Origin of the sequence: Algibacter lectus, assembly GCF_004368925.1 — a bacterium.
Lineage (GTDB): Bacteria > Bacteroidota > Bacteroidia > Flavobacteriales > Flavobacteriaceae > Algibacter > Algibacter lectus.
In genome coordinates, this window is the sequence record NZ_SORL01000007.1 from 1,334,089 (window position 1) to 1,350,741 (window position 16,653).

At 34.2% G+C, this 16,653-nt stretch carries 8 protein-coding genes; 3 read left to right on the forward strand and 5 right to left on the reverse strand.

What is annotated here, in order from left to right:
- Positions 1-38 precede the first annotated feature (38 nt).
- The 3 genes from DFQ06_RS06170 to fsa all read right to left on the reverse strand — a co-directional run bounded on the left by DFQ06_RS06170 (position 39) and on the right by fsa (position 7,793).
- Complete coding sequence (locus tag DFQ06_RS06170; protein ID WP_235833501.1) at positions 39-4,124, reverse strand: two-component regulator propeller domain-containing protein; 4,086 nt, start codon at positions 4,122-4,124, stop codon at positions 39-41.
- Between the two features lie 59 nt (positions 4,125-4,183).
- Positions 4,184-7,012 (reverse strand): DUF5060 domain-containing protein, encoded by a 2,829-nt coding sequence (locus DFQ06_RS06175; protein WP_206672765.1) that lies wholly within the window; start codon positions 7,010-7,012, stop codon positions 4,184-4,186.
- A 124-nt stretch (positions 7,013-7,136) separates the two neighbouring features.
- The gene (fsa, locus tag DFQ06_RS06180; RefSeq protein ID WP_133966704.1) at positions 7,137-7,793 is read right to left on the reverse strand and encodes a fructose-6-phosphate aldolase; all 657 of its coding nucleotides are present in this window, start codon (positions 7,791-7,793) and stop codon (positions 7,137-7,139) included.
- A 472-nt stretch (positions 7,794-8,265) separates the two neighbouring features.
- Here fsa and DFQ06_RS06185 point away from each other — a divergent pair, with 472 nt between their 5' ends.
- The 3 genes from DFQ06_RS06185 to DFQ06_RS06195 are packed head-to-tail and all read left to right on the forward strand — an operon-like array spanning position 8,266 to position 11,501.
- Positions 8,266-9,327: a pyridoxal-phosphate dependent enzyme gene (locus DFQ06_RS06185; protein WP_133966705.1), complete on the forward strand. Its 1,062-nt coding sequence runs from the start codon at positions 8,266-8,268 to the stop codon at positions 9,325-9,327.
- Between the two features lie 42 nt (positions 9,328-9,369).
- Entirely contained in the window at positions 9,370-10,440 is a 1,071-nt protein-coding gene (locus tag DFQ06_RS06190) for an N-acetyltransferase DgcN family protein (protein ID WP_133966707.1), read from the forward strand.
- Positions 10,440-11,501, forward strand: a complete 1,062-nt coding sequence (locus DFQ06_RS06195) for a mandelate racemase/muconate lactonizing enzyme family protein (RefSeq protein ID WP_042498415.1) — start codon at positions 10,440-10,442, stop codon at positions 11,499-11,501. Before DFQ06_RS06190 ends, DFQ06_RS06195 begins: the two co-directional genes overlap by 1 nt.
- A 71-nt stretch (positions 11,502-11,572) precedes the next feature.
- Here DFQ06_RS06195 and DFQ06_RS06200 read toward each other — a convergent pair whose 3' ends face one another.
- Together DFQ06_RS06200 and DFQ06_RS06205 are read right to left on the reverse strand one after the other, a co-directional pair.
- The gene (locus DFQ06_RS06200) at positions 11,573-14,122 is read right to left on the reverse strand and encodes an adenosylcobalamin-dependent ribonucleoside-diphosphate reductase (protein ID WP_133966708.1); all 2,550 of its coding nucleotides are present in this window, start codon (positions 14,120-14,122) and stop codon (positions 11,573-11,575) included.
- A 208-nt stretch (positions 14,123-14,330) separates the two neighbouring features.
- The gene (locus DFQ06_RS06205; protein WP_162857668.1) at positions 14,331-16,583 is read right to left on the reverse strand and encodes a HEAT repeat domain-containing protein; all 2,253 of its coding nucleotides are present in this window, start codon (positions 16,581-16,583) and stop codon (positions 14,331-14,333) included.
- Positions 16,584-16,653 lie beyond the last annotated feature (70 nt).

A 16,653-nucleotide genomic window follows, 5' to 3' on the forward strand; every position in this document is an offset into this window, starting at 1 on the left:
TATGTGTTTTTCTTCTTTAATTTGAAGCTATAATCTATTTACACCTCATCGTCTTTTACCTTAACTTCCGTAGGCAGAATTCCGAAGTGGGCCTTAAAACATTTTGTAAAATATGAAGGTGAAGAAAACCCTACTTTATAGCATACCTCACTAATATTAGAATTTCCGGTTTCCAGAATTTGTTTAGCCTTCTGTATACGTATTTTTCTTAAAAACTCATTTACCGTTTGGCCCGTAAGCGATTTTATTTTGCGATAAAGCTGACTTCTACTTAAATTTAACTGCGATGCCAAAACCTCAACACTTAAATCGGAATCACTCATGTTTTCACTAATGTAGCTTAATACTTTTTGTATAAACTCTTTATCAATAGATGTAGTTCCGGCTTGTTCCTTACCACTTATATCTCCAAAATATTTATCGAATATTAACTTTCTACTCGTTATTAATTGTGCCAAACGTAATTTTAGTAAACGCATATCAAACGGTTTTACCATATACGCGTCGGCACCAAAACCAATGCCCTCCATACGGTCGTCTATTCTGGTTTTAGCAGTTAGCATTAATAACGGAATATGACTCGTTTTTATATCCGTTTTTATTTGTTTACAAAACTCAAAGCCGTCCATTTCTGGCATAATAACATCGGTTAGAATAATATCTGGTATAGATTGTTTTGCAATTTTTAAGCCTTCCTTTCCGTTTTTTGCAACCAATATTTTGTAATGATTTTTTAATTCACTTTTTAAATATTTTCTCAGCTCCACACTATCTTCTACAATAAGTAATGTACTCGATTTAGTGCCACTTGCTGCATCGCTATCGGTTTCTGTTGCCTCTACAGCAGAATTTAATATAAATTTTTCCTTTTTCGCACTTTCTGAAACTACCTGAGGTGCAAGTTCTTCTTTTGTAAAATGTGTATTCCCAGCAGGAAGTAGAATTCTGAATGTGGTGCCCTTACCGACTTCACTTTCCACTTCAACTTTACCTTTATGCAGTTTAATAAAACTTTGCACAACCTCTAAACCTATACCTGTACTTCCGTAATACCCTTTGTTAAGGTTTTCAATTTGATAAAAACGTTCAAAAATTTTATTTATTTGATCTTTTTCTAATCCTGGACCTGTATCCGATATTCTAATTTCTAATGCCTTACGTGGTTCTTTTTCATCTATTAAAGGGAATAAAACCAAATCGTCTGTAGATAAAATATCTGCATTAATAGCACCACCATCTGGCGTAACTTTTATAGCGTTAGACAGGATATTAAAAATAATTTTCTCCAACATACTCGCATCTGCCCAAATTGGTAAATCGGGCACATCGGAATCCATAGAAAGATAAATATTTCGGTTAGATGCTTCTTCTTTAAAAAAAGCAACCACATCTTTTGTTAAACTCACCAGGTTAAATTCTGAAGCTCTAATATTAACTTTATCGAGTTCTAACTTTCTAAAATCCATAAGCTCGTTAATCATTCTATAAAGCCTATCGGTATTTCGATAAATAACATCTAGTTTATCTTTAACAGTAAACGGAAGGCTTAATCCTGTATCTCTTAAAATATCTTGTAGCGGATTAATTATTAAAGTAAGTGGTGTTCTAAACTCGTGAGAAATATTGGTGAAAAACTGAATTTTCTTCTCATTTAATTGATCTTCTTGTGCACGCTGAATACGTTCGTTTTTAATAGCCTCCTTCTCTTTTATTCTACTTTGAGTCATTCTATTTAAAAGATATACTCCCATAAAAAATAAAGCAATGTAACACACCATGGCAACATTTGTTTTCCACCAAGGTGGTAACATAGTTATTTTAAGCGTTAGCGGCGTTTCGTTCCAAACTCCATCATTATTCGCGGCTTTCAGCTTAAAGGTATACTCGCCATAATCTAGGTTTGTGTAGGTGGCACTTTGCAGATCGCCCACATAATTCCAAGATTCCTCGAAGCCTTCTAAATAATAAGCATATTGATTTTTTTCTGGTCTTGTGTAATTAATTCCTGTATATTCTATAGTAAATACCGTTTGCTCGTAATTAAACTCTAAACTTTCAGTTTCGGTAATAACCTTAGTGAGTGGGCTATTTTCCTGATTTGGAACTACATCTTTATTGAAAATTTTTAATCCTGTTAAAAACAAAGAAGGTACGCTCGAATTTACCTCCAATTTTTCTGGGTTGAAGTAGTCTATACCTTTGTAATTACCAAAATAAAGCACTCCACCTTCATCTTTTAACGTGGCGTTGAAATTAAAATCGTCGGACAATAAGCCATCGTTAGACGAGTAGCTTGTTACCTCATTTGTTTCAATATTTAACTTTGAAATTCCCGAATTACCCGTTACCCAAATATCGCCAGCATCATCTTCAATTATTCCGGTTACATTTTCTTCTAGAAAACCTGTAATTTTATTATACCATTTAAACTCGTTGGTTTCCTTGTTGTATCTACAAAGTCCGGCACCCCGCGTTCCTATCCAAATATATTGGTTAGAAGATTGATATAATGACAGAATATGATTGGCACTTTTTTGATTGTTAGGTGCCTGCGACATCTGCTCTTCTAAAGAATCCAGTTGCAATTGGCCATTTTCACTTTTTGTTATTTTGAAAAGCCCAGCGGTAGTACCAAACCAAATGGTATTATCTTTATCGACTAAAATTTTTCTAACATCGGTAGTTGAAATGCTTTCAAACGGACCAGAATTATAATTTTCAAGCACACCTGTTTCTGGGTTATAAGCGTATATACCAGTGTAAAACGATCCTATCCAAATAATCCCATCTTGATCTTCTGTGATGGATAAAATAGCATTAGAAATTAAACTTCCATTAGAGTTTTCTACATTGTAATTCTTAAATTTATTTTCTCCTTTTTTTAGTATATAAAAACCATTGTCCCAACTTCCTGCCCAAACATTTTCTTTACTATCTATAAAAATCGTTTGGATATAGTTACTAGTTAACCCCGAATAATGCTTAACGTTAGATAGATTTATATGCTTAAATTTTGAGTTTTTAACATCAATTACATCAATGCCTCCACCATCCATGGAAACCCATAGTTTATCATCACTATCTTCAACTATACCAGTTACAGAGCCCGTTTGTAAAGAGTTTACATTACTTGTTAAACTTTCTATATTGCCAAACTTATCAAAGAGTTTATCACTTACAGCAACACCGCTGTTGTAATACCCTAGCCAAATACGCTCTTCCTTATCAAGAAATAAAGACCAAATAGAGTTTGAGCGAATACTATTTTCATCTCTTTTGTGATACAAATATCTTTTAATCAGCGTTCCGTTGGAGTTAAGATGAAAAAGCCCATCATTCTCAGAACCAATTAATAAGGACTGATCTGGCAACTGAACCATAGCAAGTATGCGCTTATTACTTATTTCAAAATTTGAAAATGCCGTAATGGTATCATCTTCTAACTGATATTTAAAAACGCCATTTCCGTAAGTTCCTGCCCATAAATTATTGCTTGAACTACATTTTAATGTTTGTATAGGTAGATTGAAATTAAAATTATTGTTGCTATGTGGTTTTCTAATTTTATTATTGGAATAATCTAATATGCGAAGCCCAACACTGGTTCCCAAAAACACCGTTTCATTACAAATTTCTATGGCATTTATAGCGGGATATCGATTTCGGTTAATCACTTGAACAACTTCTCGTGTTTCTAAATTCATTAAAAACAAACCTAAACCTCGAGTCCCTATTAAAAGATTCCCTCGATTGTCTTCTTTAATACTTAATACTGAAATACCAATCTCATTGGTATTACCAACAGGTATTTTTTCAAACTGATCTAAATCTCTATTGTATAGATTTAAACCATCTTCTGTACCAATCCATAGTCGATTTTCTCTATCTAAATACGACGAAAAAACAAGATTGCTTCGTAATGACGTAGAGTCTTCAACTTTAAATTTATATGACGTATAATCTATACCATCAAACTTATAAAGCCCAGAGCCATTGGTGCAAATCCACATAAACCCATGATGATCTTGGGTGATAGAATAAATACCTACCTTAGAAATTCCTTCCCTGATATTAACAAAACTAAAATCTTGAGTAGGTGTTTGTGCCCAAAAATTTAGGGACAAGAGAAAGCTGAAAAATATTAAAAGATTAGTGCATCTTTTTAGCTGCATATTATTACAATTTATTTAGGACTAAAGTTAACATCATTTGTTAGAATAATTCGATCCATTTTTAAACCATCTTCGCGCATAGAGAATGATAAAATAGATTCTCCTTTTTCTAGATCTAAAAATATAGTTTTTGGCGTTCCACAATGATTTTCAGGCACACGTTGCGCTGACGACCAAGTCCATTTATTTTTACCATTGCACCATTGCATGCGTTCTCCACTTTCTGGCCACGTATTGTTTACACCAGCATGAACGCCGTTGTCTTCGGTACCCTTAGAGTAAGCACTTACCCAAACATAATAACGACCAGCTGTATTAACGTTTATTTTATATGAAACCAAACCACCAACACCTGGCAAAGGGAAAAAATTATCACCTGTAATTAAAACATCGTCATGCGTAACGCGTGTATCCGGAAAGGCCTCAATATATTTATTAGAGCTTGCGGTTTTACTTTGGTCTGTTTTCTCTTTAGCCGTTTTAACAATCCACGCTCTGTTTGTTCCATTTTTTGAATTATAATGAAAATCCTCTGCTTCAATTTCTAACACCCCATCTTTTTCTGTAAAAGCAGTTTCAGCTTGTAACATACCGTTAGTTACCATGCCTTCGGGTGTTAAAACTAAACGACTCCATCGACCTCTAGACCAGGCTGTTTCATCGTTTTCAGGTATTTGTTTATTTGTAACAGCCTTAGATGCTATTTGGATAATATCATTTTCAGCAATAAAAATCCTGCCTAAATCATGACGTGCTTCATTAAATGTTTTATCTGTTTCTGGGTTTGTTACCTCACTTATAATACTACCATTTTTTAAAATAAGGTATTCCGATTCCCCATCATTCTCAGACATAGAAATAAACGTCAAGTTATACAATCCAGATAATCCGCTAAACCTATTACTAGCATAAGCTAACTTAGAGGGTTGGTCTTTATCTGCAGCGTTTATAGCTAAAACGTTATTGGACTTATCTTTATAATATACCGCGTTGTTATTATCTGTTTCTATCTCAAAATCCGTTAAAGCATTTAAGGTTACTACTTCTTTTTTAGTTTCCGAAGTTCCTTTTTTCTTTTTATTTTTTAAGGTTAATAAAGCCACCCAATCTTTTTCTTTATTTGGAGGAAAACCAATGTCTACTTTTTGGCCACCTTGTATTTTCTTAATAGTTCCGTTTTGTAATGCTTCGCCTGTTCTTGGGTTATACCATTGTATTTGAAACATTTTTTTAGAACCAAACAGGTTAATTTTTGTTTCTTTTACCTCTGGTAAATAAATAGCATAGATATCATCATTTTTAGCAAAAACAAAATCGTCTGGATTATCAGTTAAACCATCGGCCGATTGCATTTCTGTAAAAGGTAAATACTTCTGAAAAAACTCTAAACCATATCTTGTTTGATCCCAAACGACATCTCTAGAACGCCAATCTTCACATTTTAAATCGTTGTGATCAAATTTATACCCAAAATACCACTCTACGCCAGCTCCTCCAGCCATTAAATTTGCCCATAACACTTTGTGTCTAATATCATCATGGTCAGGATCGTCCTTATCTGGTTTTGCTCCAGTATCGGCAGGGCCAATTTCATCTTGATTTACAACCCAATTTCTTCCATTTTTTTGAGATTGATCTATCCATTTTTTGGTTATGTCATGAATTAAATCAGGTTCGTGTGTTTGAAGTGAAGGACCATCTAAAAACGGATAGCCTAATAATGGATTTAAAAACAAATCTTGATCTTTTGGTTGAGAGTGTGTATGTAGCACCACTAAACTCTGGTAAGGGTCATGGGTTTTAATATACTTAGCCATAGCTTTTCTATCGCTATTATTTTGACCTTTTGGAGACCAATGTACAGGTCCATTTTCTTCTCCCAAATTCCATGTTATTGCTAAATGATGAGAAAATCTTGCTATTAACTCTCGGTAATACAGTTTTCTTTGTACGCCAAGTTCACCAATATCCATTAACAATTCGTTCTCTGTTTCTTGAGTTACAATATGTAGCATTAAACCTAACTTATCCATGTGATCGAAAACAATTTCCCATTGGTCTAGTTTACTACAATCGAAGCGGTAACGCTCATTCTCGTCTGTCCATGGCCAAACATCTTTTCCGTCTCCTTGCACATTCATTGTTAAAAAATAAACCGAATTCATGCCTTTTGATGCTAGATAATTTAATGCACCAATAATGTTTTTCCCTTTTCCATTTTGCCACGTTGGATCTCCATTTTTCCAATCTTTAAAATGTGGTTGGTATCTGTGTTTATCAGGTGTTTGATCGAACTCATAATATCCTAAAAAGTTTTCAGGACTATCCGTTCCTCCTTTTAAAAATGGTGTATTATTTTCTGCATAGTGCAAATATCTATCGCCCGTATATTGCAATCTTCCTTTTACTTGTTCATCTGGTTTAGTAATTTCAAAATCACCTTTTACACCATCAAAAGCCACTGGTTCTCCGGCTTCTTTACTATCATCTATAGCTATATATTTTCCTTTTCTAAAAGACACCTCGTAAGTCCATGTGCCAACTTCATCTGGAGTAAATCGAACTTGCCAAACCTTTCCTTTCTTAGCGCTTGTTTCGGCAGCATTACCATCTGCAGCATAAAAACCGGGAACGTTATAAGTCTTGTTTTTATTCTTAAAAACAACATTAAGTCTGTAATTTAAAAATGGATTATCCTCTTGACTTTCACTAAAAGTATCTCCTTTAAAACTTAAGGTTATTTTTTGCCATTTTTTTAAGACGCCTTCGACTTTCACATCATTATTTTGCGAAAAAGTTAATTGGGTAATTAAAAAAAACATCACTGTTAATGTTCTCATTATATCTAGTTTTGGTTGGTTAATTGGTTGTTTTGCTAAATTTCGGAGAATTAAATTAAAATCCACCAAAATCTACTTTAGTTTTTATTTACTCTTTAAAAGTATATATTATTTTTATCACATCCTACCCATTACCTTTCTTATAGTCTTCTAAAAATTTAGCCAAACCACTATCTGTTAAAGGGTGTTTTAATAAACCTGTTATAGATGATAGTGGTCCCGTCATCACATCAGAGCCAATTTTAGCACAATTAATAACATGCATAGTATTTCTAACAGATGCTGATAAAATTTGTGTTTCAAAATTATAGTTATCATACACATGTCTAATTTCTTTTACTAAGTGTAAACCATCTGTAGAAATATCATCTAAACGCCCTAAAAAAGGCGACACATAGGCTGCTCCTGCTTTGGCTGCTAATAAGGCCTGCCCAACTGAAAACACCAAAGTAACATTGGTTCTAATCCCTTTATCCGAAAAATATTTACAAGCTTTTACGCCATTAGCAATCATCGGTAGTTTTACTACAATTTGTGGATGCAACGCGGCTAAAGCTTCTCCCTCTTTTATCATACCTTCATAATCGGTAGAAATTACTTCGGCACTTACATCACCTTCAACTAACTCACATATTTTTTTATAATGTGCCAAAATTGCATCGCTTCCTGTAACACCTTCCTTCGCCATTAACGATGGGTTTGTTGTAACGCCATCTAAAACACCCAAAGCTTGAGCTTCTGCAATATCACTTAAATTTGCTGTATCAATAAAAAATTTCATAATTTACTTTCTTAATTTTATCGTTAAGTTTTTACTATTTAATTTTCGTTTATCTGAAATAAATTAAATTCTCCCTTAAATCGAAAATTCATACTCAAATCTACATACAGAAAAGTCGACCCCATATTACAAATCAATCATTCTATGAAACAAATGATGCGAATTGCTCCATAATTCACATCTATAGAAACAGTTATTGCTAGATAGTATTAAAACTAAAAGAGAACTTTTCGTTTTTCAACTTTAAAATTTTTGAAAAAAAAAGGTAAAGCACATGGTCGATTAAAGATCAATATCGCCCATTAAACCTCATAAATACAGAAGTAAATTGCTCTTAAAAACCACCTTAAATTTCACAGTTTATCCTCATTAAAAAGTACTCAAAAATTTAATAAAAATTTATCTAAAAAATTGACCTTTATATTCTTTTTGTGTATAAATTAGATACGCAATTAATAAATCTAACAATGCTATGTTATTAAGAGATGGCGTAAAAAATGCAGAGATAAAGGTCTCTTCGGAAACTCGAAAACTGAGTGATTTTGTAAAAGATAAAACGAAATCACTAATCGATAGATTGGAGTATTTTGAAGATATTATAAATATTGAAGTTGGAGATACCGGATTAAATAGAGCAAAAGCCTTAGAACGCGAATTCGATATTCGCCAACTATATATTAAATATGAAGGTGACAACCCAACCGGTACGCAAAAAGACCGCATTGCCTTTGCACAGGTGTATGATGCTTTGCGTCGCGATTACGATACTATTTCTCTAGCAACCTGTGGTAATTATGGCGTAGCTGTAGCATTGGCAGCAAATTTAGCGGGCTTAAAATGTAAAGTGTTTATTCCTGAAAGTTACCATACCGAGCGTATTAAGGAAATGGAAATACTTAACGCGGAAATTATTAAATTGGAAGGCAGCTATGAAGATGTTGTAAAATCTAGCACAGATTATGCTTTTGAGTATGGTTGGTACGATGCCAATCCAGGCGGAGCCAATACACCTTTACAAATTACGGCTTATGCACAAATAGCTTACGAAATCGTGGAAGATCTAGGTGATGCCCCAAAATATTGCGCTGCACCAGTTTCTAACGGCACTTTATTTGCTGGAATTTATAGAGGTTTTGTTACGCTTTACAAGCGTGGTAAAACATCGCGTATACCAAAAATGATAGCAGCCTCATCCTCACATAAAAACCCAATTGTGAGTTCTTTTAAAAAAGGATTAAGCTCTTGTGAAGATTTAGACCCCAAGGCTATAAAAGAAACTATATATAACGAACCGCTTATAAATTGGCATAGTTTTGATGGAGATGAAGCTTTATTTGCATTAAAAGAATCTGAAGGAGATGCTTTTAACGTAAGTGACAAAAAAATGAAAGAGATGGCAACTTTTCTTCTAAAAAAAGAAGGGTTAAAAATATTACCTGCCTCAACCACAGGACTTATTGGATTGCTAGAACTCGATGAAAAACTAAATTTTGAACCCGACCGCTTTGTGGCAGTCTTAACAGCAAAAAACTAATAAATACGCTTAGTTAAGCATATTTTAAAAACTAAATTAAAGATGAAAAAGAAAATAGACGGACGCGCACTTGTATATTGTGAAGGCGCATTTAATACACCTAATGGCAAAACGGCTCACGGCTTAGTACGTTTTACCGAACGCTACGAAGTTGTTGGCGTTATTGATAGCAAATATGAAGGTCAAGATGCTGGGAAAACATTAGACGGAAAAAAGAATGGTATTATAATTTTTAAAGATTTAACTTCTGCTATTAAAGAATTAAAAAACACTGGTGCTTTACCTAAAACCTTGGTTATAGGCCTAGCTCCCGATGGAGGAAGATTACCGCAAGAAGCTAAAGCTACCATAAAACAAGCACTTACCTTAGGCTGGAACGTAGATAGTGGTTTACACGATTTTTTAACAAACGATGAAGAGCTTGTAAAAATAGCTAAAGAAAAAGGTAGCCGCATTCGTGATGTACGCAAAACACCAGATCGTGATACCCTGCATTTTTTCTCTGGAGACATTGAAAAAGTAGACTGCTTAAAACTGGCTGTTTTAGGTACAGATTCTGCTATTGGCAAACGTACCACAGCATGGTTAATTGTTCAAGGTTTACGTAAAGCAAGCCGCAGTGCAGAAATGATTGGTACTGGGCAAACTGCTTGGATGCAAGGTGCTAAATACAGCATGATTATGGATAGTTGTATTAACGATTTTGTTTCGGGTGAAATAGAACACGCCGTTGTTAGCGCTTACAAAAATGAAAAACCAGATGTTATTGTAATCGAAGGTCAAGGTAGTTTAATGAACCCTGCTTATCCTGGTGGTTTCGAAATTCTGGCTGCTGGGCGTCCAGATTATGTTATCTTACAACATGCACCTACGCGTAAGGAATACGATGGTTTTCCTGGCTATAAATTGCATACATTAAAAAAACAAATTCAAGCTATCGAAACTATTTCTGGTGTAAAAGTATTGGCTATTACTGTAAACCATGAAGGTATGACGGCTGAAGAAATTACACCTGCATGCCAAGCTATCACTAAACAAACAGGTTTACCTGCATTTGATGTTTTAGCACATGGCACGGATGAACTAGTAGAATTGTTAGATTCTAAACTGTAATGAAAATAACCAATGTATCATATGAGCGTCTAGATTTAAAGCTCTCAGAGCCTTATACTATCGCTTACGAAACCATATCGAAAGCTGTAAATTTCATTCTTAAAATTGAAACAGATACACTAGCTATTGGTTATGGTTGTGCGGCACCAGACGCTGTGGTTACAGGAGAATCTCCTCAAGAAGTTGAGCAAGACATTAAAGATATTATCATTCCTTTTTTAAAAGGAAAAAATAGCTTTATGAGTACCGAGATTCTGCATGATTTAAAACCACTTCTAAAACGAAAATCATCAGCCTTGGCTATGGTAGACATGGCTTTACTGGATTTAGTTGCTAGAAAAATCGATACACCTTTATATCAATTTTTAGGAGGTTATCGTCATAGCATTCCAACAAGTATTACATTAGGTATTCTTCCTATTGAAAATACCTTGCGCATTGCCGGAGATTATGTAAAAGAAGGTTTTTTTATTCTGAAAATTAAAGGCGGACTTTCCGTAGAAGAAGATATAGAAAAAATGATACGCTTGCGTGATATGTTCCCAAGTACACAATTGCGCTTCGATGGAAACCAAGGTTATACTGTAAAAGAAGCCATTGCATTTTTTGAAGGGACTAAAAAAGTAGGTATCGAAATTTTTGAACAGCCAACCAAAGAAGGTATGGACGAACTTCTTGGCCAAGTAACCAAAAATACTGGTATTCCCGTTATGGCAGATGAAAGTGTAAAAACCCTAAAAGACACGTTTCGTTTAGCTCAAAATGAACGTGTAGACATGGTGAATATAAAACTGATGAAAGTTGGTGGTATTCGCGAAGCCATGCATATTAACTCGGTGTCTCAATCTGCGGGCTTAGAAGCTATGGTAGGTTGTATAGACGAGTGTAGATTAGGTATTTCGGCAGGATTGCACTTTGCACTTTCTAGACAAAATATAAAGTTTGCCGATCTAGATGGGCATTTAGATATGATTGCTGATCCTTTTAAAGGCTTATTTAAGCTAGACAAAGGTATTTTATACCCAAGTAAAGCAGCCGGATTAGGACGAATTAAAGACTAAAATAAAAAAGTGATAATTAAAGAAAATATCTTCCTTTAATTATCACTTTTTTTATGCCTATTATTTTATAGTTATCCGCATTTAGATGCTCCACAATCTTGACAAATTAAACAACCTTCTTGATATATTAATTCGTTGGAATTACAATTCTCACAGGTTTGTCCTTTAGCCTTAGTGCCATCTTTCACATAGCGTTTCAATGCGCGTTGCACACCGTTCTTCCAGGTATTAATCGATTCTGAATCTAACTGTAAACTTTGTATTAATTCTACTGTTTTATCAATGGGCATACCATGTCTCAAGGTTCCGGAAATAAGTTTAGCGTAGTTCCAAAACTCTGGATTAAACTTATGAGACAAGCCTTCTATGGTTGTTTTGTAACCTCGTTTATTTTTATATTGAAAATCGTAACGTGAAGATCCATCATCATTTCTATTTTTAATAATAAATCCTTTATCCACCCAACGCGGAATTATAATACCATCTTCATCATCGGTTAAACCCGTGAAAATTTCATAAGGTCTACCATCTACCAAGCCCACAAAAGCAATCCATTTTTCTTTTTGATTCTGAAAACGAACCACATCGGCTTCTAAACTTAATGGGCGTTTTTTTGAAAAATTATCGTTTACAGCTTGTTCTTCTTCTTTAGTATCTGTCGCTATTAAAACACCCGCTCGAGAACCATCACGATAAACAGTTACACCTTTACAGCCTACTTCCCATGCTTTTAAATACAACTCGCCCACCAAATCTTCACTAACATTATTTGGTAAATTAACAGTAACACTTATTGAGTGATCTACCCATTTTTGAATGGCGCCTTGCATAGCGACTTTACTTTTCCAATCAATATCATTCGATGTTGCTTTATAATAAGGCGATTGTTTTACTAATTTATCGAGTTCCTGTTGTGTAAAATGTTTTGAAGAATTTATATTATTAACCTCCATCCACTGCTTAAAACGATGATGAAAAACAATATATTCTTCCCACGAATCGCCAACCTCATCCACAAAATCTACACGAGCATCTTTATCATTTGGGTTTACTTTTTTTCTTCGTTTATAAACAGGCATAAAAACAGGCTCTATGCCAGAGGATGTTTGCGTCATTAAACTCGTTGTCCCTGTTGGAGCAATGGTTAGCAAAGCAATATTTCGACGTCCATACTCTAACATTTCATAATACAATTGGCTGTCTGCTTCTTTTAAACGTAAAATAAACGGATTCTCTTTCTCGCGGTCTGCATCAAAAATGGCAAAAGTTCCTCGTTCTTTTGCTAATGTTACCGAAGCTCGGTAGGTTTCAATGCATAATGTTTTATGCACTTCCGTGGAAAATGTATTGCCAGCTTCACTTCCATATTGAATACCTAAAGCAGCTAACATATCTCCTTCTGCCGTTATACCAATGCCAGTTCTTCTGCCCTCCGTAGCTTTTTGCTTAATATTTATCCAAAGGTTTCTTTCTATAGCTTTTACATCATCTTGCTCTGGATCTGAATCGATTTTAGCTAAAATTTTATCAATTTTTTCTAACTCTAAATCAATTACATCATCCATCATTCTTTGTGCTATAACGATATGTTTTTTAAATAACTTAAAGTTGAATTCAGCCTGTTTTGTAAATGGATTTTCAACATAAGAAAACAAATTAATAGCCAATAACCTGCAAGAATCGTAAGGACATAAAGGAATTTCTCCACATGGATTTGTAGAGACGGTTTTGTATCCTAAATCGGCATAGCAATCTGGTACAGACTCACTAATAATAGTATCCCAAAACAAAACCCCAGGTTCTGCCGATTTCCATGCATTATGCACAATTTTCTTCCAAATGCGATGAGCTTCTATCGTTTTAGTATAAAGTGGATTTTTACTATTTACAGGATAGTTTTGCACGTAGCTACTATTGGTTTTTACCGCTTGCATAAAAGCATCATCAATTCTAACCGAAACATTTGCTCCTGTTACTTTACCTTGCTCCAATTTGGCATCAATAAAAGCTTCTGCATCTGGATGATTTATAGACACAGATAACATTAATGCACCTCGGCGCCCATCTTGAGCTACTTCTCTTGTTGAGTTGGAATAACGCTCCATAAACGGCACAATACCAGTCGAGGTTAATGCTGAATTTTTTACAGGAGAACCTTTAGGACGAATATGAGATAGATCGTGACCAACGCCACCTCTACGCTTCATTAATTGTACTTGCTCTTGGTCTATTTTCATGATGCCTCCATAAGAATCGGATTCCCCATTATTTCCTATAACAAAACAATTCGATAAAGAGGCTATTTGAAAAGGATTTCCAATTCCTGCCATCGGGCTTCCCTGTGGCACAATATATTTAAAGTTTTTAATGACTTTAAATATCTCAGATTCTGAAAGTGGGTTATCATATTTTTTCTCTATTCGTGCTATTTCTGAAGCAATTCTTTTATGCATTTCATCTGGAGTACTCTCGTAAATATTATTAGCCGAATCTTTCAATGCATATTTATTTAACCACACACTAGCGGCCAATTCATCACCTTTAAAATAATTACGTGCTGCTTGTAAAGCCTCGTCTTTAGAATATGTTTTTCGGGGCTTCTGTAATGTTTGAGAATTCATGTTTTTCTGGAAGATTTAAATTGATATAAGACGTACTAAATGTCTTCAAAAACAAAAACCTAAAAGATGACAATTATCATAAAGTTTTCAATAAAATTTTGCACTACTCTTATTTTTAAATAATTACAAAACAACAATAGATAAAAAGCTAACAACTAATTTCAATTTATCAAAAAAATAATAAAAACACCTTACCCCCTAAACAAGGCTAATTAGCTCTATTTAATTGATTATAGAAACCTGCATATTGTGTGTTATTTGGAAATAATTGCACCAATTTAGAAGCTATATTTATTGCCTTATTTCTTTGATTTCCTTTGTTATAAATATAAGCGAGCACGTAAAGCAAACTCTCATTGTTAGAATCTAATTTTAAACCTTGTACTGCTATTTTTTCAGCTTGTTCTAAATTATTCACTTTATCGTAGAGTAAACTTAAATTATAATAAAACCTAATATTTTCCGGACCATGCTTTATAGCTAAATTCATTTGTTCTATAGCATCGTCTATTCTATTTAATTCGGCCAATAGCAATGCATACGAATAATACGTTACTGCATAATCAGGTTCTAATTCTATAATTTTTTTATAAGCCACTTCAGCTTTTAGAAAATCGTGATTTCTATAATACAAATTAGCCAAATTGGTTCTCACGATGTTATTAATATTGTCAATTTCTAAAGCACTTTCATAACCTCGAATGGCGGCTTGTAAATCACCTTTTTGCAAGTTGTAATCTGCTCTTTTTATTCTTCCTCCAACAAAATCTGCTGTGCTACTTAATTTAGTATCAAATTCTTTCCTAACTTTTTTATATACCGCTTTGTATTCTTCTGGTATTTGAATTTCATCTAAAAAACCTAAGGTATAAAAGGCCTTAACTCTTACCGAGCGCTTATCATCTTTAAGCATTGGCAGCAAATAATTTACATATTCTTTAGAATCTACTGAGCCTAACACATCTAAAGTTGCACCTCTTACAAGTGCCGATTTATCATCTAAAAAACTAATTAAATTATCGACGGTATTTGCATCGAAATAATTATTTAAACCACTAACAGCAGAAGCCCTTGCAATATCTGGATACAAGGTGTCTTTGGCTAATTCTAGTAAATTATTTAACCCGTTTTCTGTACCGACTAAACCAGGAGCAAGAAGTTCTGAAAAATGTTTATAATCGGGCTCACCATATTGTTGTTTAAATTGCTCCCAAGCCCAAGCATCATCTTTATCGGCATGGCATTGCACACATGCATTAGGTGTTCCGTATTTTAAGCTTAAATCTGGTCTCGGAATTCTAAAACTGTGATCTCTTCTAAAATCATTTCCCATATAATATTTACCCGTCATGTGGCAATTAATGCATTTTGCCCCTTCAGAATTATTTGAATGAAAATGATGGCTAGGCGTGTTGTAAGTTTCCGGAACATGGCATTGTGCACATAGATTATTGCCTTCAAATTTAAGCTCTAATGAATGCGCATCATGACAATTAATACAGGTTACACCACTATGATACATTTTGCTCTGTACAAAGGAACCGTAAACATAATCTTCATCTAAAATTTGACCATCTGGATGGTAGGTTCTTTGATTAATTAGCTCCGGAAAATAATGATCTAGCATGGTACCTTCAAAGTTAAAATACTCGGACACCTGCTCTCTCCGCATATGGCATCGTGCACATTGACCTACTAAATCTTTTGGATCCGTGCCAACCGACATTTTTAAATCTCCCGTAAACTTATAGTCTTTTCCTTTTAAATTAGCTTGCTCCACATGAGTTTTCCCTGGCCCATGGCAGGCTTCGCAACTCACGTTAATTATGGCGTATTTAGTATCATAACTATGCGACTCGAAATCGTAATTTTTTCTAACATTTGTGGAATGACAATCGGAACACATATTGTTCCAATTTAATCCGCCTCTAGACCAATGCAACCACTCGGAATGGACAACTTTAAAGTCTGGATACAAATCGAACCATTTGTCTTTTTCGGTATCCCAAGCCGTTCTTAAGCATTGATAATGTCCGTTTGGAAACTGAACAATGTATTGCTGTAAAGGTGTAACACCAAAAGTGTATACTATTTTATAATCTTGATAAGTGCCTTCTGGACCTTCGGTATTAACAAAAAAATCGGTTCCTTTTTTATAAAAATGAGACGTAACGCCTTGGCTTTTAAATTTTACATTATTGAAATTTCCCAAAACACTAGAATCTGAAACCACTTGCATGGCCTTGTCATGATGAGAACCTTGCCACAATTTAAATTGATTGGCATGGCATGATTTACAACTTTGATCTCCTAAAAAATGATTGTCCGGAATTTGAGCAGTTGATGCAAAAATATTATCTATATCGCCTGAAGCTGCAACATATTCCGATGTTTTTTCTTTACAGGAAAACAGCGTAAAAACGACCAATAAAACAGCACTTGCTATGTTTGTAAATTTCAATATCACATAATTTTAAGCTCTAAAATTAAATGAATTTTAGAGCTTAAAACCTAAATAATATCATGTTTTA

What these genes read in the sequence shown, in the direction of transcription:
- DFQ06_RS06175 (WP_206672765.1), bottom strand. Translation starts at nt 7,012, where the DNA reads ATGAGAACATTAACAGTGATGTTTTTTTTAATTACCCAATTAACTTTT.
- fsa (WP_133966704.1), bottom strand. Translation starts at nt 7,793, where the DNA reads ATGAAATTTTTTATTGATACAGCAAATTTAAGTGATATTGCAGAAGCT.
- DFQ06_RS06185 (WP_133966705.1), top strand. Translation starts at nt 8,266, where the DNA reads ATGTTATTAAGAGATGGCGTAAAAAATGCAGAGATAAAGGTCTCTTCG.
- DFQ06_RS06190 (WP_133966707.1), top strand. Translation starts at nt 9,370, where the DNA reads ATGAAAAAGAAAATAGACGGACGCGCACTTGTATATTGTGAAGGCGCA.
- DFQ06_RS06195 (WP_042498415.1), top strand. Translation starts at nt 10,440, where the DNA reads ATGAAAATAACCAATGTATCATATGAGCGTCTAGATTTAAAGCTCTCA.
- DFQ06_RS06200 (WP_133966708.1), bottom strand. Translation starts at nt 14,122, where the DNA reads ATGAATTCTCAAACATTACAGAAGCCCCGAAAAACATATTCTAAAGAC.